This is a genomic window from Pseudomonas sp. DSP3-2-3 (assembly GCF_049898225.1).
Taxonomy (GTDB): domain Bacteria; phylum Pseudomonadota; class Gammaproteobacteria; order Pseudomonadales; family Pseudomonadaceae; genus Aquipseudomonas.
The window spans coordinates 21,877-40,052 of sequence record NZ_JAFCXH010000034.1 but is presented as its reverse complement, the minus strand read 5'-3'; the positions used below and the strand labels follow the sequence as shown (position 1 = coordinate 40,052).

Sequence of the window (18,176 nt, the reverse complement as noted above, 5' to 3'; positions counted from 1 at the left end):
CGCTCAAAGGAATACCTATGGAATGGCTGACCAATCCTGAAATCTGGATTGCTTTCTTTACCCTGACTGCCCTGGAAATCGTCCTGGGCATCGACAACATCATCATGATTTCGATCCTGGTCAGCCGCATGCCCAAGCATATGCAGCCGCGCACCCGGATCTTCGGCCTGGCGCTGGCCATGGTCACGCGAATTCTGTTGCTGCTGTCGATCACCTGGGTCATGCGCCTTACGGACGAACTGTTCTCGATCATGGACAAGGGCTTCTCCGGCCGCGACCTGATCCTGTTCTTCGGTGGCCTGTTCCTGCTCTGGAAAAGCTCGCAAGAGATCTACCACGGCCTGGAAGGCGAAGAAGAAACCATCGACGAGCCCAAAGGCAAGGGTGGCCAGTTCATCTACACCATCATCCAGATCGCGATCATCGACATCGTGTTCTCGCTGGATTCGGTGATTACCGCAGTCGGCATGGTTTCCCACGTGCCGGTCATGATTGCCGCCATTGTCGTTGCCGTGCTGGTGATGATGGTTTGCGCGGGCGCCATCAGCAGCTTCATCGACAAACATCCATCGTTGAAGATGCTTGCCCTGTCGTTCCTGATTGTCGTCGGTACGGTGCTGATCGCCGATTCGTTCGGTGTGCATGTGCCAAAAGGCTATGTGTACTTCGCCATGGCGTTCTCGCTGGCGGTGGAAGCCATCAATATCAAGATGCGCATGGCCACGGCCAAAAAACGGGCCCAGAGCGACCCGGTGAAACTGCGTAAGGATGTGCCCGGCCAATAAGCCGTTACACTCTAGGAAGCGGGGCTCCATGCGAGCCCCGTTTTTCATTGTGCGAAGGCTAGAACACTGATTTATGACAGATTTGTTTCAATCGATCCGAAGCCTATGCGATGCTTGCAGGCCATTGGCCCTAGTCAAGCGCTGCCCATAAACGCTTCGCTCGCTACACGCTGCACCTTCACTCTTTTGCCCGGTTGGGCAAACCTCAGGGGGCTTTTTGTATGCTGACCCTGCTCGATTTGCTGTCAGCGGTCGCCCTGTTGATCTGGGGCACACACATCGTGCGGACCGGCATCCTTCGGGTGTACGGCTCGCAACTGCGCCAAGTCATTAGCCAGAACATGGCCAAGCGGCCGCTGGCATTCATTGCTGGCATTCTGGTCACTGCGCTGGTGCAAAGCAGCAACGCCACGGCCATGCTGGTCACCTCGTTCGTCGGTCAGGGCCTGATGGCGCTGACTCCGGCCCTGGCGATCATGCTCGGCGCCGACGTCGGCACCGCGCTGATGTCGCGAATCCTCACGTTCGACCTGTCATGGCTGTCGCCGCTGCTGATCTTCCTCGGGGTGATTTTCTTCCTGTCGCGCAAGCAGACGCGCGTCGGCCAGCTCGGGCGTGTCGGTATCGGCCTGGGGCTGATCGTGCTGGCGCTGCAATTGATCGTCACCGCTGCCGCGCCGATTACCCAGAACGCCGGGGTCAAGGTGCTGTTCGCCTCGTTAACCGGGGATTTGCTGCTCGATGCGCTTGTCGGTGCGATGTTCGCGCTGATTTCTTATTCCAGCCTGGCCGCCGTGCTGCTGACAGCGACCCTGGCTGGCGCTGAAATCATCAGCCTGCCGGTAGCCATCGGTCTGGTGATCGGCGCCAACATTGGCAGCGGCCTGCTGGCGTTCCTCAGCACCAGCATGCAGAACGTGGCCGGGCGGCAAGTTGCGCTGGGCAGCCTGCTGTACAAATTATTCGGCTTGCTGCTGATCATTCCGGTGCTCGATCCGCTGGTGCGCTGGATGGACACCCTGGGTTTCAGCCCGCAAGACATGGTCATCGGCTTCCACCTGACCTACAACACCGCGCGCTGCCTGCTGATGCTGCCCACGGTCGGTCCGATGGCGCGGCTATGCTCGGCGATTCTGCCGGAGCGGCCTGAAGTCAACGGCCTGGCCAAGCCGCGCCATCTGGACCTGACGGCGCTGTCGACACCCAGTCTGGCGTTGGCCAACGCGGTGCGCGAAACCCTGCGCATGGGCGACCTGATAGAAGGCATGCTCAGCTCGATGCTCGAAGTGCTGCGCGGCACGCAAACAGCGGTCACCCAGGAAATACGCCGCCTCAATGATGACGTCGAGGCGCTGTACAGCGCGATCAAACTGTATCTGGCGCAGATGCCTCGGGAAGATCTCAGTGAGCAGGACAACCGACGCTGGGCGGAAATCATCGAGCTGACGATCAATCTGGAGCTGGCGGCCGGGCTGATCGAGCGCATGTTGCGCAAGATCCAGCAGCAAAAAACCTCGCAGCGACGTTCCTTTTCCGAAGTCGGCCTCGAAGAACTGGCCGGGCTGCAGACACAGCTGTTGTCGAATCTGCGCCTGGGCTTATCGGTGTTTCTCAGCGGCGATCCGGAAAGCGCACGTCAGTTGCTGCGCGAAAAGCGTCGCTTCCGTGCGCAGGAGCGGCGCCTGGCCCACGCTCACGTCAGTCGTCTGCAACGTAAAGTGGTGCAGAGCCTCGAAACCAGCTCGCTGCACCTGGAGCTGATTGCCGACATGAAGCGCCTGAATTCGCTGTTCTGCAGCAGCGCCTACGCGGTGCTGGAAACGGCCGATACCGGCGCGTTGTCCAGTGAAAGCCAGCCGGACCCGTCGGCGTAAACCGACTTGGGGTGAACGTACCGGGCGCATCGAAGTCTGTTAAACATACTGGCCCGCAAGGAAGCACGTTTTATGCGTTGCCTGCTGTTCGCTTGTCTGTTTCTGCTTTCATCGGTGTCACATGCGCTCGACCGCTTTCAGGTCGAGGGTTATCTGCTGCCCAACGGTTTGCAATTGCTGCTCAAGCCCGGCTACGAAAAGGGCCATGTGGCGATTCGCCTGGTAGTCGGCATCGGTTTTGATGATTTCAGCTGCGCAGACAAGGAACTGCCGCATTTGCTCGAGCATTTGCTGTTCAGCGGCATTGATGACAGCGGCGAAGGCGGCCTGGAAGAACGCATGCAGGCGCTCGGCGGCGACTGGAACGCGTTCACCAGCAACACCGACACGACGTTCGTCATCGAGGCTCCGGCGCAGAATCAGCGCAAGGTGCTCGACCTATTGCTGGCTGTGCTGACCAAAACCCATCTGGATCAACCTGCGCTGGACACCGTTAAGCGCATCGTCGAGCGTGAAGACGGCGGTCATTATTCACACCTGCAACGCTGGCTGGATCGCAAGGATCTGGGCCACAGCGCCAGCAGTCAGCTGGCCGTCGAGCTGGGTTTGAAGTGTGCCGAGCGTCCGGAAGTGGACCATCTGACGCTGGAGCAGATCGAGGACGTCTACAAAAGCTGGTATGCGCCCAATAACATGACGCTGATCGTGGTCGGCGATCTGGATCGATTGCTGCCCAGCTATCTGGAGCGCACTTATGGCGAACTCGATGCTGTTGACCCCATCGATCATCCGCCGCTGGACCAGGCGCGCAACACGGCCCAGGCCGAGCGCACACTGATTCGCGGCGGTATTGGTGAAGGTGCGCGGTTGCACTTGATCCTGCCGGAGCCGCAGCTGGACGATCAGCCCGATGAAACCATGGAGCTGGTCAAGGCGTATCTGGACTGGACGCTGTACAGCGATTTGCGCCTCAAGCACGGTTTGTCTTACGGCCCGTCGATTGAGCGCGAGGTATTTGGTGACAGCGGCTTTATGAGTCTGAACGCCGATGTCGAACGTGACGACATCGATGAGGCCCAGGACGTTATCCGCGCAGCGCTCACGCGTCTGCAAAAAGATGGCTTCGACCCGGCGACCTTCGCCCGCCTGCAACAGACCGCCATCGCCAAGCAGGCCTGGGCGGTGCAGGGCAACAGCGCGCTGGCTGACTATTACTGGGGCGCGCTGAACGACTACGAGAAAGGCCGCTTCGCCGACCCGTCCAAGCGCCTCAAGTCCGTCAGCCTGGACAACGCCAATAGAGCGATGCGCGTATTGCTGGACCAGCCGGGTTACTGGCGAATCGAGCAGCCGTTGCTGACGTACACCGGTTTGTATTGGCTGGGGGCGGCGCTGGTCGGGATTCTGGTATTGATTGTGTGGTTGGCCTATCGCCGAACCCACACCCGCCGATAGACCGTAGGAGTTATGTAGGTGGGAGCGAGCTTGCTCGCGAAAACGATAGTGAATCCCCCGAATATTTTTCGGATGTTCCTGCCTCTTCGCGAGCAAGCTCGCTCCCACAGTGATCACAGCACACCCAAACAACGATTTCCCCGGCAGCGCTGTTATCCTTCAGCCGCTTTTTTCCGTGACACCAAAGCAGATCGCTCAAATGCCTGAATGGAGTTCCTACATCACGCGTATCACCAATCTGATGAAGCGCTATCCTGGCCTTATCGCGGCGGGTGGTTTCATTTCGGGGATTGGCAGCTTCATTCTGGTGGATCGTCAGGAAGGCCTGGCGACCTGGATCGCGGTGATCATGCTGATCAGCTGGGTGTGGCTGATGATCGAAAGCAGCGCCGTGGTGCTATTCGCCAAGGTGTTCAAGCGCGAAATCCCCACCGGCCTGCTGCGCTACGGCACGCAGATGATCCACCAGGAAAGCCTGTTCTTCGTGCTGCCGTTTTTCTTCGTCACCACGACCTGGAACAGCGGCCAGTCGATTTTCACCGCTGTCCTCGGCGCGGCGGGACTGGTCTCGATCATCGATCCGCTCTACTACAAATGGCTGGCGACGCGCCGCTGGCTGTTCATGGCCTTCCACACGCTGACGTTGTTTGCGGCATTGTTGACCGCCTTGCCGATCATCGTGCACCTGACCACGGCTCAGAGTTACAAATTGGCGCTAATTATCGCCATCGTCCTGTCGTTTCCCAGTTTGATCTCTGCCCTGCCGATGACCACCTGGCGGCGGGGCGTGGCGCTGGTTCTGGCGGTTTTGCTGATGGGCGGCGCGGGCTGGTTGCTGCGCTCGTGGGTACCGCCGGCAACGCTCTGGTTGACCGAAGTCGCGGTCAGCACGGATTTTGATAACAAAAACCGCGCGCCCGGCGATAGCATCAGGCAGGTCAGCGCCAGCCAGGTCCGTAATGGCGGTCTCTATGCTTACACGGCCATCAACGCGCCTCGTGGTCTGGACGAGCGGATTTATCACGTCTGGCGCCATAACGGCAAAGAAGTGGATCGCATCGCCCTGGATATTCGTGGCGGGCGTAAAGAAGGTTATCGTGCGTGGACGCACAAGCAGAATTTCCCAGCCGATGCAGTCGGCAAATGGCAGGTTCGGGTGTTGACCGAGGACGGGCAGATGATTGGCGTATTGCGCTTTGAGGTCACCGGCACCGATCAGCCAGCGGTCATTCGCCCTGTCGGGAAAATCACCCGTTTGAAACCGGGTGGTGATGGCGGTGCGGCGGATGAAGAGCCGCCAGCGCCCAAAACCGAGGAGGCGAAACCCGCCACCGATGCGCCGAGTGCGCCGGCAGCTCCAGATCAGCCGGCGGTTCCAGATAACTGACAGGCCCGACCATGACCACGCGTACGCTGGCCACACCCACCGCAGTCAGCCCCGCCAGTGCCACGGCGCTGGCGGGCACGGCGCTGCTGGACACGACAACCAGCCCGGCCCAGTTGCGGATTGCCGGTGACTGGACGCTGGCGCACTACCGAACGCTGAAACAGCAGACCGACACGCTGGGCGGCAATTACGACGCCAGCGTCCCGGTGGACATGACGCGCCTGCACGCCCTGGATACCGCAGGCGCCTCGTTGCTGGTGGAATTGCTGGGTACCGAGCGCCTGGCCAAACTGTCGGTACAGGCCCCGGATCTGCCGCTGTCCAGCCGCGCCTTGCTGCAAACCATCCAGTCCGCACTGTGCGACTACTGCGCGCCAGTCAAGGATCCGGAAATCGCCGTCGGCATGCAGTTGTTGTCGCGAATTGGCTGCGCAGTCGACAAGGTGTGGACCGACACCCTGCAATTGCTGGGTTTCATCGGGCTGATCCTGGAAACCATCGTCTTCAATGCGTTGCGTCCGCGCCGCTGGCGCATGACGTCGGTGTTCGTTCATATCGAACAGACCGGCCTCGACGCCGCGCCCATCGTGGCGTTGCTGACGTTTCTGGTGGGCGCGGTGGTGGCTTTTCTGGGCGCTACGGTGCTCAAGATCTTCGGCGCGACGGTGTTCACGGTGGACCTTGTGGCGTTTTCGTTCCTGCGCGAATTTGGCGTGTTGCTGACGGCCATTCTGCTGGCCGGGCGCACCGCCAGCGCCTTTACTGCGCAAATCGGCTCGATGCAGGCCAACGAAGAAATCGACGCGATCCGCACGCTGGGCCTGAGCCCGGTGGAGCTGCTGGTGGTGCCGCGCGTACTGGCGTTGCTGGTTTCGCTGCCGATTCTGACCTTTGTGGCGATGCTCTCCGGGATCATCGGCGGCGGGGTGGTGTGCGCGATTTCCCTGGATATTTCCCCGGCGATGTTCCTGTCACTGCTGCAAGCTGATATCGGTGTGCAGCACTTTGTGGTGGGCATGGTCAAAGCGCCGATCTTCGCTTTCCTGATCGCTGCCATCGGTTGCCTTGAAGGCTTCAAAGTCAGCGGCAGCGCCGAATCCGTGGGCGCGCACACCACTTCAAGCGTCGTGCAGTCGATTTTCGTGGTGATTGTGCTCGATGCCATGGCTGCGTTGTTTTTCATGGAGATGGGCTGGTGAGGACGATGCCGAAAACGCGTGACCCGGTGATTGAAGTGCGCGGCCTGTGCAATCGCTTTGGCAGCCAGAGCGTGCACGAGAACCTCGATCTGGACCTCTATCGCGGGGAAATCCTCGCGGTGGTGGGCGGTTCGGGCAGCGGCAAGTCGGTACTGCTGCGCAGCATTGTTGGCCTGCGCCGTCCCGATGCGGGCAGTGTTCGGGTGTTTGGCCAGGACCTGCAAGGCGCGTCGGATCAGGAGCGCTCGTTGGTGGAGCGACGCTTTGGCGTGCTGTTTCAGAAGGGCGCTTTGTTCTCTTCGCTGACCCTCACGGAAAACGTCGCGTTGCCGCTGATCGAACATGCGGGCCTCAATCGCGACGAGGCCGAGCATCTGGCGGGGGTGAAGCTGGCGTTGGCCGGGTTGCCGTTGTCCTCGGCGCACAAATACCCGGCGTCGCTGTCCGGCGGCATGATCAAGCGCGCCGCACTGGCCCGCGCCTTGGCACTGGACCCGGATATTCTGTTTCTCGACGAACCGACGGCGGGTCTTGATCCGATTGGCGCGGCGGCGTTCGACCAACTGATTCTGACCCTGCGCGACGCTTTGGGCCTGAGCGTGTTTCTGGTCACCCATGATCTGGACACGCTGTACACGATCACCGACCGGGTCGCCGTTTTGTCGCAGAAGCGCGTGCTGGTGGCGGATCAGATCGACAAGGTCTCGGCCACCAACGACGCCTGGATCCACGAATACTTCCATGGCCCGCGCGGCCGCGCGGCATACTCCGCTTCCTTGCCTAAAGAGGTCTGACGATGGAAACCCGTGCCCATCATGTATTGATTGGCCTGTTCACCGTGCTGGTGGTGGCTGCCGCGCTGCTGTTCGGGCTGTGGCTGGCCAAGTCCAGCGTCGACAGCGCGTTCAAGGATTACGAAGTGGTGTTCAACGAAGCCGTCACCGGTTTGTCCCAGGGCAGCGCGGTGCAATACAGCGGGATCAAGATCGGTGACGTGATCACCCTGCGCCTGGACCCGAAAGACCCGCGCCGGGTGCTGGCGCAAATCCGCGTCACTGGCGAGACGCCCATCAAGCAGGATACTCAAGCCAAGCTCGCGCTGACCGGCATTACCGGCACTTCGATCATCCAGCTCAGTGGCGGCACGCCGCAGAGTCCGGAACTGGTCGGGCATGACGGCAAACTGCCGATCATCATAGCCTCGCCATCGCCGATTTCGCGGTTGCTCAACGACAGCAGCGACCTCATGAGCAGCGTCAATCAGCTGCTGCAGAACGCCAATCTGATGTTCTCGGCGGATAACGTGAAGAGCCTGAGTCGCACGCTGGACCATCTTGAGCAAACCACGGGCGCGATTGCCGATCAGCGCGACGATATTCGCCAGACCCTCAAGCAGCTCGCTCAGGTCGGTAAACAGGCCAGTGCGACCATGGAACAAACGGCAGCGCTGATGCGCAACGCCAACGGCATGCTCAACAGTGACGGCAAACAGATCTTCAACAGCGCTGAACAGGCGATGAAGTCGCTGCAACAAAGCAGCGCGACCATCAATCGCCTGCTCAACGGCAACCAGCAATCGCTGGACAGCGGCATGCAGGGTTTGGGCGAACTCGGTCCGGCAGTACGTGAACTGCGCGACACCATGAGCTCACTGCGCGCGATTTCCCGTCGCCTGGAAGCCAATCCCAGCGGTTACCTGCTGGGCAGCGACAAGAACAAGGAGTTTGAGCCATGAGGTTGTCCAAGACTGACGCTGAACCTGTGGGAGCAAGCTTGCTTGCGAAGGCATTAGGTCAGGTTCAAAAAATACGCTGGATGCTGCGCCCCCTTCGCGAGCAAGCTCGCTCCCACAGCCGTTACATTTCAACTGGCGTCCTGCTCGGCACCTTCCTGCTGACCAGCGCCTGTTCGATCCTGCCTAAATCCGAGCCAGCTGACGTTTACCGTTTGCCGATCAATTCGACGGCGGGCAAACCCACCAGCGCCCAGCCGATGAATTGGTCATTGCGCCTGGCGCGGCCCAAGGCCAGTGAAACCCTGGACAGCCCGCGCATCGCCGTGGTGCCGCAGGGCGATTTGATCAGCAGTTACAAAGGCGCGCGCTGGAGTGATCCGGCACCGGTACTGTGGCGCAATCGCCTGCTGGACGCGTTCGCTCGTGACGGCCGCGTGCCGCTGCTCAGCACCGATGACAGTAACTTGCAGGCCGACTTTGAAGTCGGTGGGGAGTTGCAGGCGTTCCAGAGCGAATACCACGGCGAGGCCGTCGACGTGGTGATCCGTCTGGATGCGCGGCTGGTCAGCGACAACCAACGCATTGTCGCCACGCGCCGCTTCGAGGTGCGCCAGCCGCTCAACGACAAGCAGCTACCCGCCGTGGTGGCGGGCTTTGGCAAGGCGGCTGATGTGTTGGCCGCGCAGGTCTTGCAGTGGACGGTCGAGCAGGGCCAGCGTCATTACGCAGCGGTCGCGCCGAAGAACCAGTAGCAGACGAAAATCGCCGCAATCACGCCGGCCAGTTCCGCCAGCAGCGCGCAACCCACGGCGTGGCGCGCCCGCTGGATGCCGACCGCGCCGAAATACACCGCCAGCACGTAGAAGGTGGTTTCGGTGCTGCCTTGAATGGTCGCGGCCACCAGCGCCGGGAAGCTGTCCACGCCTTGGGTCTGCATGGTTTCGATGAGCATTGCCCGGGCCGCGCTGCCGGAGAACGGCTTGACCAGCGCGGTCGGCAGCGCTTCGACGAAGCGCGTGTCCAGGCCGAACCAGGTAACCACATGGCGAATGCCTTCCAGGCCGAAGTCCAAAGCCCCGGAAGCGCGCAGCACACCCACCGCACACAGCATCGCCACCAGATACGGCAGCAAACTCTTGGCGACGTCAAAACCTTCCTTTGCACCTTCGACAAACGCTTCGTAGACCTTGACCTTGCGTAACGCGCCGATGATCAGGAACAGCATGATCAGGCCGAACAGCGTCAGGTTGCCAAGGATCGACGACAAACCCGCCAACGCCGCCGCCGACATGGTCGCCAGCAAGGCCATGAAACCGCCGAGAATCAGCGCGCCGGGGATCAGATACGCCAACACCACCGGGTCCCACAAGCGCAGGCGTTGCATGAACGCCACCGACAGCAGGCCAACCAGGGTTGAAGCGCTGGTCGCCAGCAGAATCGGCAGGAATACCAGGGTCGGGTCCACAGCGCCTTGCTGGGCGCGATACATGAAGATCGTGACCGGCAGCAACGTGAGTGACGAGGCGTTGAGTACCAGAAACAGGATTTGTGCGTTGCTGGCGATGGTCTGGCTGGGGTTGAGTTCTTGCAGCGAGCGCATGGCCTTCAGGCCGATGGGCGTGGCGGCGTTGTCCAGACCCAGCGCGTTGGCGGCGAAGTTGAGGGTAATCAGGCCGATGGCAGGGTGCCCGGCCGGGACTTCCGGCATCAGGCGCAGGAACAGCGGACCAAGCGCTTTGGCCAACCATTCAACGATCCCGGCTTTTTCGGCAATCCGCAAAAAGCCCAGCCAGAGGGTGAGGGTGCCGAACAGCAGGACCATCACTTCGACGGAGAGCTTGGCCATGGCGAAAATGCTTTCCACCATCGCCGCGAAAATCCCCGCGTTACCGCCAATCAGCCACTGCGCCAATGCAGACACGGCCGCCACGACAAAAAAACCAAGCCATAGGCCATTGAGCATCAGTAAGTCCCCCCGAGATGCGGCGATGATAGCGGTGGGGGGATAAACAACAAAGCCCCACGCCAGGCGCGGGGCTTTTGTATTACCGTGGGACCGGATTTATCCGGGAAGACATCGGTTCAGCCAGCGCAACATTCGGAGCCTGTCCCGGCCGCTTCCCGGATAAATCCGGTCCCACAAAATCGCGCCGATTTCGAAATTGTGGGAGATTCTGCGGCTCTCAGTCTCAGTCAGACACCGTCTCACCCGCTGGCAACGGCTCCTTGCTGCGCCAGTGTGGCAGGGAGTTCCAGTAGCGTTGGCCTTTGGCGTCGTCGTACATGCCTTCCCAGCGGGAGATGACCAATACGGCCAGGGCATTGCCGATCACGTTCAACGCGGTGCGCGCCATGTCCATGATGCGGTCCACGCCAGCAATGAACGCCAGACCTTCCAGCGGAATGCCCGCGCTGCCTAGTGTCGCCAGCAAAACCACGAACGAAACGCCCGGAACCCCGGCGATGCCCTTGGAGGTGACCATCAAAGTCAGGACCAGCATCAATTGCGCGCCGATCGACAGATCAATGCCATACAGCTGAGCGATGAAAATCGCCGCGATGCTTTGATACAGCGTCGAGCCGTCGAGGTTGAACGAGTAACCGGTCGGGACCACAAAGCTGCAGATTGCCTTTGGCGCGCCGTAGGCTTCCATCTTCTCGATGACGCGCGGCAACACGGTTTCCGAGCTGGCGGTGGAGTAAGCCAGAACCAGTTCGTCCTTGAAGATACGCATCAGCTTCAGGACCGAGAAGCCGAACATTCTCGCAATCAGCCCCAGCACCACGAAGGCGAAGAAGGCGATGGCCACGTAAACCAGGATCACCAGCTTGGCCAGCGGCAGCAGCGAAGCAAAACCGAAGTTCGCCACGGTCACGGCAATCAGGGCAAATACGCCAATCGGCGCGTAGTTCATGATCATGTGGGTGACCTTGAACATGGTTTCCGAAACGCCCTGGAAAACCCGAACCAGCGGATCACGCACTTCGGCTTGCAGGCTGGACAAGCCCAATCCGAACAACACCGAGAAGAAGATGATCGGCAGCATGTCGCCACGGGCGATGGCCGCGAAGATATTCGACGGGATCAGGTTGAGGATCGTCGCGATGAACGCGTGATCGTGCTGAACCTCGGCGGTGGTCTTCTGATACTGCGAGATATCCACAGTGCCCAGCGTGCTCATGTCGATGCCGGAGCCCGGCTGGAACAGATTGGCCAGCACCAGCCCGACCAGAATGGCGACGGTGGTGACGATTTCGAAGTAAATGATGGTCTTCAGACCGATGCGACCCAGCTTCTTGGCGTCGCCCACGCCAGCGATGCCCACCACCAGGGAAGAAACCACAATCGGGATGACGATCATCTTGATCAAGCGAATAAAGATGTCGCCCGCAGGTTGCAGGATATTGCTGATCCACCACGCTTTCTCAGCGCTGAAATGATTAAGCAGTGCTCCCAGCGCAATCCCGAGAACCAGACCGATGAGAATCTGCCAGGCCAGGCTCAGCTTTGCCTTCTTCATGTCGTTACCTTTTTCAAGTGGCTAGGACATCTCTAAAACCGACGCGCTCGACGTTGCTCTTTCCACAGCAGCTACGAGGGCATGGATGCCTTTAGAGCTGTCCTGAGAAGGTCGCCGCAAACGAGCATCCTGGCTCTGTAGCGGGCGAAAAAAGGCGCAACTATTGGCACCGGAAGGCGCACCGTCTAATGCCGAAAACGACTACCCTATACCGAATCGGCATAATGTCGTTTTAGCCTGAAAGTGTCGCAAAGCGTCGGATAGATACCGCTATTCGGCTGGGAAGTGGCTAATACGTCGTCTGTGGCGTGATATGCCGACAACGGGATGAGGAATTTTCAGTGCGACACGGGGGATTGAGCGAGGATATTTCCTACAGATTTTGACTGACATGCGGCGATGTGACGCGCGGGCAGAACACCCCGGAAATGGTAAAGCGCAACGCAGGTCCCGGAACGACACTCGACGCTATTCGAGGAGCCAGTCATGGACTTGCGCTGCGGTTTTTCCTGACCCGGCCCTTGCGGAAGTACTCCCTGTACTCCTAGGTCACTTCGATCCGAACAATCAAAGCGTCCCGGCCCCCTGGTCATGCGCCAGTCGTCATCGGACTGCGCAGCTCTCAGAAGAGCAGCCCTCAAGAGGGCCGCTCTTCTGTCTATAAATCAGTACCAGTTCGGATCCTTGCGCAGCTGCTCCTGCAACAACGCCTGCATACCTTCGTCCGGCTTACCCAGGAAGCGGTAAGTGGCATGACGCGTCGGCGATTTGTCGGCGGGTAAACCCGCAGGCACATCAACCAGCATCGCGTAGGCATCCGTCTTGTCGAGGCTGTAGGCCACGATCAAGCGCTTGCTGCGGCATGAGTCAGCTGTTTCGCAGAGCGGCCCGACTATATAAGGCTTGCCGTCTTCCGTAACGGCATTCATCTGTTGCTCAGAAACACCAGAAAGATTGATCACCCAGTCGGGCAAGCGCTCTTCCTTCTTCACGACGCCCATCCATGTCTGCCGATACTCGGGGGCGGAACTCAACAGTTCGTTGACCCGAGTCTGTCCATCATTGGCCGCCATTGCCATGGCGCTACCGCCCATGAGCAGGGCGGCGGCCAGAGAGTGGAGAGAAGCACGCATGTGTCAGCCTCGGCCGCGACGGCCAAAGAAGAAGGACACAACGAACATGACCAGGAACACGACGAACAGGATCTTGGCGATACCTGTAGCGGTGCCCGCGATACCGCCGAAGCCCAGAACTGCAGCGACGATGGCGATGATTAGAAACGTGATTGCCCAACTCAACATGGTGATTCTCCTTAACTACTGTTTTAAATAATGTGGTGTGCTGCATTCACTGCAAGGCGGGTTTAGAAAACCCAGGTTTGCCTCTGCGGCATTTCACTGACTTCCACGTTGCCATCTACCGGCATCAAGCTCAGGGCAGTGTCCTTGACCATCGGCACGCTGACCGTGGAATAGGACTGGCTGTAAGTGAACTGCTGTTTGATCTGGGTCGCTTCGTGAGCGCTGCTCCAGTGTTGATACTGTTGAATCGAAAGCAATGTGACCAAGAGTGCCAAGGTGGCGAACAAGCCTTGCTGGATGTGCAGAGGCGAAATACGCAATTGTGCAAGACGCTGGCTGTTCATCCGAGTGCTCCTTCCACCGTGGTGGACCTTCAATCTTGATCTGTGAGCCGGTAAATTCACGGCTTGGGTTGAGAGGTATATTGCAGACTGCATGCCAGCTTTTGATTCTTTGTAAAGCATATATAAATCAAGGGTTTACAAAGGATATTCGCGGCGACTGAGTAGCATCCTGCACGATTGACCCTTTGCCATCGTGCGTTCTGCACGAACGCACGATGTCCGCATGCGGCCAGGACGCCGCGCAGGTCATCCCGCCGTGCGCGCCATGACCTTCAATGCATCGGCATTCACGCCTTTGACGCCGCGAATATTGCGCGCTGTTTCCACGGCCAATTCTTTCTCGGCGAAGTTGGCGACGATGCCGTTCAGGGTCACCAAACCTTCCTTGGTCTCCACTTTGATATTCAGGCCGTCGAGGTTGCGGCTGTAGATCAGACTGGATTTCACCTTGCTGGTAATCCAGGCATCGCTGAGCTGTTCCACAGGATTGCTGGACGGCGGCTGGACTTTGGCAGCAATCGAGTCCTGGGCGCTCAGGCTGATCAGATTGTTGACGCTGGTCACGCCATTGGTGTTGCTCGCCAGGCTGCCGGCCAGCTCCTTGGCTTCCGGACTGGTGGCACGACCTTTCAGTGTGACGACGCCATCTTTGCTGTTCACATCAATGTTCAGCGCTTCCGTGACGCTGTTCCAAAGCAGCTTGGATTTCACGGTGGCAGTCAGCGTGGCGTCTTCGAAGCTTTGCGCCAGATTGGCCTTGGTGCCGGGTTCTGCGGCGACGTTGGCGTCGATTTCCAGCTGGTTATCAACCTTGTCGATACCACTGACGTCCAGAGCGATCCGCTCGGCCAGCTCCCGATCCACCTCATTCTCGACTTTGCCTTTGAGAATGGCAGTGCCCTGCTCGACGTTGACGTCGATCTTGAACGGGCTCAAGTGACGATTGAGCGCGAAGGCGGTCCAGATGGAACCTTCCTGTCGCGCTTCGGCCAATTGGCTGGGTAAATCTTGCTGGGCGGCGCTGGCGAGCAGCGGATTGAGCCCCAGCACAGTGACTGTTGCGGTGGCCAGAGCGAGCTTTTTCAGCGGGTGCATGGCGCATCTCCATCAATTGCGGTACGTAAATTTCATTTCATCGCTTGAGGCGAAAAGCTAAAGAAACCCGCAAGGCGCATGCCAGAGAATTTTCCTACTGAATTTTCAACAAATTCAGCGTCTTACTGTTTAAGGTGGCAGACAGTTACCATGCAGCACGCCGAATCAATCAGAATTAACCATGCAACTTGCCCGATTATTCTGAGACTAACCCAAGACAATTCACTTAGGAGCGTAGGAAAAATGGAAGCAGCCACTGAGAATCAGGGCCGTATTCTGCTTGTGGATGACGAATCCGCGATCCTTCGCACGTTCCGCTATTGCCTGGAAGATGAGGGCTACAGCGTCGCGACCGCCAACAGCGCAGCGCAGGCGGAGACGTTGCTGCAACGTCAGGTGTTCGACCTGTGCTTTCTGGATTTGCGACTCGGCGAAGACAACGGTCTGGATGTTCTGGCGCAAATGCGTATCCAGGCGCCGTGGATGCGGGTTGTGATCGTCACGGCGCACTCGGCCGTCGATACCGCGGTTGATGCCATTCAGGCGGGGGCCGCCGATTATCTGGTCAAGCCATGCAGTCCCGACCAATTGCGCCTGGCCACCGCCAAGCAGCTGGAAGTCCGCCAATTGTCGGCGCGGCTCGAAGCGCTGGAAGGTGAAGTGCGCAAACCCAAGGACGGTCTGGACTCCCATAGCCCGGCGATGATGGCAATTCTGGAAACCGCGCGGCAAGTGGCCAATACCGACGCCAACATCCTGATTCTCGGCGAGTCCGGCACAGGTAAAGGCGAGCTGGCCCGGGCCATTCACGGCTGGAGCAAACGCGCCAGGAAGTCCTGCGTGACCATCAACTGCCCGTCGCTGACGGCGGAACTCATGGAAAGCGAGCTGTTCGGTCACAGTCGTGGCGCGTTTACCGGGGCTAGCGAGAGCACGTTGGGTCGCGTCAATCAGGCCGACGGCGGCACGCTGTTTCTCGACGAGATCGGCGATTTTCCGCTCACTTTGCAACCCAAGTTGCTGCGTTTCATTCAGGACAAGGAATATGAGCGGGTGGGTGACCCGGTCACGCGTCGCGCCGATGTGCGCATCCTCGCCGCGACCAACCTGAATCTGGAAGACATGGTGCGCAGCGGGCGTTTCCGTGAGGACTTGCTGTACCGCCTGAACGTGATCACTTTGCATTTGCCGCCACTGCGCGAACGCAGCGAAGACATCCTGACCCTGGCCGATCGCTTCCTGGCGCGTTTCGTCAAGGAATACGCGCGGCCGGCTCGCGGTTTCAGCGAAGACGCGCGGGCCGCGCTGCTCAACTACCGCTGGCCGGGCAACATTCGCGAGTTGCGTAACGTCATCGAGCGCGCCAGCATCATTTGCCCGCAAGAGCGTGTTGAAATCAGTCACTTGGGCATGGCCGAACAGCCCACCAGCAATGCTCCGCGCGTTGGCGCAGCGCTGAGTCTGGACGAGCTGGAAAAGGCCCACATCGGCGCAGTGCTGGCGACCAGCGAAACTCTGGACGCAGCGGCCAAGACGCTGGGCATCGATGCCTCGACGCTTTACCGAAAACGCAAGCAGTACAACTTATGAATCGCCGACCATGAAATTGGCGATGAAGTTGCGTACTCGACTGTTCCTCAGCATTTCTGCCTTGATAACGGTCGCGTTATTGGGGCTGATGCTGGGACTGGTCAGCGTCATGCAGATGGCCAAGTCGCAGGAATCGTTGATTCAGCAGAACTTCGTGACCCTGGATATCGGGCTGAAACTGCGGCAGAACCTCGGCGATCAGTTGGTCATGATGCTCAACGAGAGCCCCGAGCCCACAGCCCTCAAGGCCACTCAGGATCAGTTTCGCGAGTTGCTGGTGCAGGGCATCCAGCACGATGAGCAGTACGAAACGAACAATGGTTTCAAGGACGCCAGCGCTGATTTTCAGAAATTCCTCGACGCCTACGCTCAGACCCGCAACAACCCCCGGGCGCTACGCGACAACACCGAGCTGAGTCAGCGCTTCAACACACTGCGCAACAACCTGCTGGCTGCCCATCGCCACTCGTTGAGCAATATCAGCGATGCCGAGACCCAATCCCGGGAGCGGGCATTATGGGTGGCCGGGCTGCTGGGGCTGGTGGGCATCGCGGTGCTGATCATAGGTTTTGTCACTGCCCACGGCATCGCGCGACGCTTTGGCGCGCCAATCGAAGCATTGGCCAAGGCCGCCGATAAAATCGGCCAAGGCAATTTCGAGGTCACGCTGCCGATTTCGTCAGCCGCGGAAATGAACCTGCTGACCCGCCGTTTTGGCGTCATGGCTGAAGCGTTGCGCCAGCATCAGGCGACCAATGTCGACGAATTGCTCGCCGGTCAGCAACGCTTGCAGGCGGTGCTGGACAGCATCGATGACGGCTTGTTGATGATCGACCGCCAGGGCCGCCTGGAACACCTCAACCCGGTTGCCCAGCGCCAGCTCGGCTGGGACGAGGAAAGGCTGGGCCAAGGTCTTGGCGAAGCATTGCAGCGCCCCGAGCTGGATGAACAGCTGTATCTGACCCTGCGCGGCGGCACCCTGGAGCGCGCGCCGGAAGATTTGTCCATTGATATCGACGGCGAAACCCGCTTGCTGACGTACAGCCTGACACCGGTAAGCCATACCAAGGGCCACATTCTGGGCGCGGTGATGGTGCTGCACGACGTCACCGAACAGCGCGCTTTCGAGCGCGTGCGCAGCGAGTTTGTCCTGCGCGCTTCCCACGAACTGCGCACACCGGTGACCGGTATGCACATGGCGTTCGGCCTGCTTCAGGAGCGGGTGCATTTTGCCGAGGATTCCCGCGAAGCGGACCTGTTCAACACCGTCAATGAAGAAATGCAGCGCCTGATGCAACTGATCAACGACCTGCTGAATTTTTCCCGTTATCAGAATGGCCTGCAAAAGCTGACGCTGGAGCCATGTTCGGTCGAGGAAATGCTCGAACAGGCGCGCTTGCGCTTTGAAGAGCGGGCCGGGGAGCAAGACATCGTGCTGACCGTGGAAGTCGAAGATCAACTGCCAGAGTTGCATGCTGATCGCGCGCAGTTGGAGCGGGTGCTGGATAACCTGCTCGACAACGCCATCCGCCACACCCCGGAGAAAGGCCTGATCCGTCTCCAGGCAAGGCGGCACGGCGAGCGCGTGATCATCAGCGTCGAGGACAATGGCGAAGGTATTGCCTACGGCCAGCAGGGGCGCATTTTCGAACCCTTCGTCCAGGTCGGCCGCAAGAAAGGCGGCGCCGGACTTGGCTTGGCGCTGTGCAAGGAAATCGTGCAACTGCACGGCGGCCGCATGGGCGTTTACTCACGACCGGGGCAGGGTACGCAGTTTTATATGGCGTTGCCGCTTTAGTCGGACGCCCGGATAAATCCGGTCCCCGGGATGACCGCATTTCACCTGTGGGAGCGAGCTTGCTCGCGAAGAGGCTCGCACTACCGGCACTT

The 18,176-nt window shown here is 59.6% G+C and carries 16 protein-coding genes; 10 read left to right on the top strand and 6 right to left on the bottom strand.

The annotated features are described in order from the left end of the window. Window positions 1-17 precede the first annotated feature (17 nt). The 8 genes from ACP7E4_RS26505 to ACP7E4_RS26470 all read left to right on the top strand — a co-directional run bounded on the left by ACP7E4_RS26505 (window position 18) and on the right by ACP7E4_RS26470 (window position 9,187). Complete coding sequence (locus ACP7E4_RS26505; RefSeq protein ID WP_426118730.1) at window positions 18-785, top strand: TerC family protein; 768 nt, start codon at window positions 18-20, stop codon at window positions 783-785. A gap of 221 nt (window positions 786-1,006) precedes the next feature. Beyond that, entirely contained in the window at window positions 1,007-2,659 is a 1,653-nt protein-coding gene (locus ACP7E4_RS26500) for a Na/Pi cotransporter family protein (RefSeq protein ID WP_426118729.1), read from the top strand. Between the two features lie 72 nt (window positions 2,660-2,731). Continuing rightward, window positions 2,732-4,114 carry a M16 family metallopeptidase gene (locus tag ACP7E4_RS26495; protein WP_426118727.1) on the top strand — a complete coding sequence of 461 codons (1,383 nt, stop codon included), beginning with the start codon at window positions 2,732-2,734 and terminating at the stop codon, window positions 4,112-4,114. A 199-nt stretch (window positions 4,115-4,313) separates the two neighbouring features. Continuing rightward, complete coding sequence (locus ACP7E4_RS26490) at window positions 4,314-5,501, top strand: DUF5924 family protein (protein WP_426118726.1); 1,188 nt, start codon at window positions 4,314-4,316, stop codon at window positions 5,499-5,501. Between the two features lie 11 nt (window positions 5,502-5,512). Further along, complete coding sequence (locus ACP7E4_RS26485) at window positions 5,513-6,700, top strand: MlaE family ABC transporter permease (RefSeq protein WP_426118724.1); 1,188 nt, start codon at window positions 5,513-5,515, stop codon at window positions 6,698-6,700. A gap of 5 nt (window positions 6,701-6,705) precedes the next feature. Beyond that, window positions 6,706-7,494 (top strand): ABC transporter ATP-binding protein, encoded by a 789-nt coding sequence (locus ACP7E4_RS26480; RefSeq protein ID WP_020293341.1) that lies wholly within the window; start codon window positions 6,706-6,708, stop codon window positions 7,492-7,494. A 2-nt stretch (window positions 7,495-7,496) separates the two neighbouring features. Further along, a complete protein-coding gene (locus tag ACP7E4_RS26475) occupies window positions 7,497-8,435 on the top strand; it encodes an MlaD family protein (RefSeq protein WP_065832124.1) in 939 nt (312 codons plus the stop codon). An 80-nt stretch (window positions 8,436-8,515) separates the two neighbouring features. Beyond that, window positions 8,516-9,187: an ABC-type transport auxiliary lipoprotein family protein gene (locus ACP7E4_RS26470; protein WP_426118721.1), complete on the top strand. Its 672-nt coding sequence runs from the start codon at window positions 8,516-8,518 to the stop codon at window positions 9,185-9,187. Here ACP7E4_RS26470 and ACP7E4_RS26465 read toward each other — a convergent pair. The 6 genes from ACP7E4_RS26465 to ACP7E4_RS26440 form a co-directional block, all read right to left on the bottom strand. Beyond that, window positions 9,157-10,398 (bottom strand): nucleoside recognition domain-containing protein, encoded by a 1,242-nt coding sequence (locus ACP7E4_RS26465; protein WP_426118720.1) that lies wholly within the window; start codon window positions 10,396-10,398, stop codon window positions 9,157-9,159. The genes ACP7E4_RS26470 and ACP7E4_RS26465 overlap by 31 nt on opposite strands. Before the next feature lie 226 nt (window positions 10,399-10,624). Further along, window positions 10,625-11,956: a glutamate/aspartate:proton symporter GltP gene (gene gltP / locus ACP7E4_RS26460; protein ID WP_426118719.1), complete on the bottom strand. Its 1,332-nt coding sequence runs from the start codon at window positions 11,954-11,956 to the stop codon at window positions 10,625-10,627. Window positions 11,957-12,621: 665 nt separating this feature from the next. Further along, window positions 12,622-13,089, bottom strand: a complete 468-nt coding sequence (locus ACP7E4_RS26455) for an inhibitor of vertebrate lysozyme family protein (RefSeq protein ID WP_426118717.1) — start codon at window positions 13,087-13,089, stop codon at window positions 12,622-12,624. A 3-nt stretch (window positions 13,090-13,092) separates the two neighbouring features. Continuing rightward, window positions 13,093-13,257: a DUF1328 domain-containing protein gene (locus ACP7E4_RS26450; protein WP_002555679.1), complete on the bottom strand. Its 165-nt coding sequence runs from the start codon at window positions 13,255-13,257 to the stop codon at window positions 13,093-13,095. 62 nt (window positions 13,258-13,319) lie between these two features. Continuing rightward, window positions 13,320-13,601, bottom strand: a complete 282-nt coding sequence (locus ACP7E4_RS26445) for a hypothetical protein (protein WP_426118715.1) — start codon at window positions 13,599-13,601, stop codon at window positions 13,320-13,322. A gap of 246 nt (window positions 13,602-13,847) precedes the next feature. After that, window positions 13,848-14,696, bottom strand: coding sequence for a BON domain-containing protein (locus ACP7E4_RS26440; RefSeq protein ID WP_426118714.1), 849 nt, complete (start codon window positions 14,694-14,696; stop codon window positions 13,848-13,850). A gap of 243 nt (window positions 14,697-14,939) precedes the next feature. Here ACP7E4_RS26440 and algB point away from each other — a divergent pair, with 243 nt between their 5' ends. Further along, window positions 14,940-16,286: a sigma-54-dependent response regulator transcription factor AlgB gene (gene algB, locus ACP7E4_RS26435; RefSeq protein WP_426118713.1), complete on the top strand. Its 1,347-nt coding sequence runs from the start codon at window positions 14,940-14,942 to the stop codon at window positions 16,284-16,286. 10 nt (window positions 16,287-16,296) lie between these two features. Beyond that, window positions 16,297-18,084, top strand: a complete 1,788-nt coding sequence (locus ACP7E4_RS26430; protein WP_426118711.1) for a KinB sensor domain-containing domain — start codon at window positions 16,297-16,299, stop codon at window positions 18,082-18,084. The last annotated feature ends 92 nt before the right edge of the window (window positions 18,085-18,176 follow it).

Excerpts from the sequence above, each read along its gene's own strand:
- ACP7E4_RS26505 (WP_426118730.1), top strand. The coding sequence starts at position 18 with ATGGAATGGCTGACCAATCCTGAAATCTGGATTGCTTTCTTTACCCTG.
- ACP7E4_RS26500 (WP_426118729.1), top strand. The coding sequence starts at position 1,007 with ATGCTGACCCTGCTCGATTTGCTGTCAGCGGTCGCCCTGTTGATCTGG.
- ACP7E4_RS26495 (WP_426118727.1), top strand. The coding sequence starts at position 2,732 with ATGCGTTGCCTGCTGTTCGCTTGTCTGTTTCTGCTTTCATCGGTGTCA.
- ACP7E4_RS26490 (WP_426118726.1), top strand. The coding sequence starts at position 4,314 with ATGCCTGAATGGAGTTCCTACATCACGCGTATCACCAATCTGATGAAG.
- ACP7E4_RS26485 (WP_426118724.1), top strand. The coding sequence starts at position 5,513 with ATGACCACGCGTACGCTGGCCACACCCACCGCAGTCAGCCCCGCCAGT.
- ACP7E4_RS26480 (WP_020293341.1), top strand. The coding sequence starts at position 6,706 with ATGCCGAAAACGCGTGACCCGGTGATTGAAGTGCGCGGCCTGTGCAAT.
- ACP7E4_RS26475 (WP_065832124.1), top strand. The coding sequence starts at position 7,497 with ATGGAAACCCGTGCCCATCATGTATTGATTGGCCTGTTCACCGTGCTG.
- ACP7E4_RS26470 (WP_426118721.1), top strand. The coding sequence starts at position 8,516 with ATGCTGCGCCCCCTTCGCGAGCAAGCTCGCTCCCACAGCCGTTACATT.
- ACP7E4_RS26465 (WP_426118720.1), bottom strand. The coding sequence starts at position 10,398 with ATGCTCAATGGCCTATGGCTTGGTTTTTTTGTCGTGGCGGCCGTGTCT.
- gltP (WP_426118719.1), bottom strand. The coding sequence starts at position 11,956 with ATGAAGAAGGCAAAGCTGAGCCTGGCCTGGCAGATTCTCATCGGTCTG.
- ACP7E4_RS26455 (WP_426118717.1), bottom strand. The coding sequence starts at position 13,089 with ATGCGTGCTTCTCTCCACTCTCTGGCCGCCGCCCTGCTCATGGGCGGT.
- ACP7E4_RS26450 (WP_002555679.1), bottom strand. The coding sequence starts at position 13,257 with ATGTTGAGTTGGGCAATCACGTTTCTAATCATCGCCATCGTCGCTGCA.
- ACP7E4_RS26445 (WP_426118715.1), bottom strand. The coding sequence starts at position 13,601 with ATGAACAGCCAGCGTCTTGCACAATTGCGTATTTCGCCTCTGCACATC.
- ACP7E4_RS26440 (WP_426118714.1), bottom strand. The coding sequence starts at position 14,696 with ATGCACCCGCTGAAAAAGCTCGCTCTGGCCACCGCAACAGTCACTGTG.
- algB (WP_426118713.1), top strand. The coding sequence starts at position 14,940 with ATGGAAGCAGCCACTGAGAATCAGGGCCGTATTCTGCTTGTGGATGAC.
- ACP7E4_RS26430 (WP_426118711.1), top strand. The coding sequence starts at position 16,297 with ATGAAATTGGCGATGAAGTTGCGTACTCGACTGTTCCTCAGCATTTCT.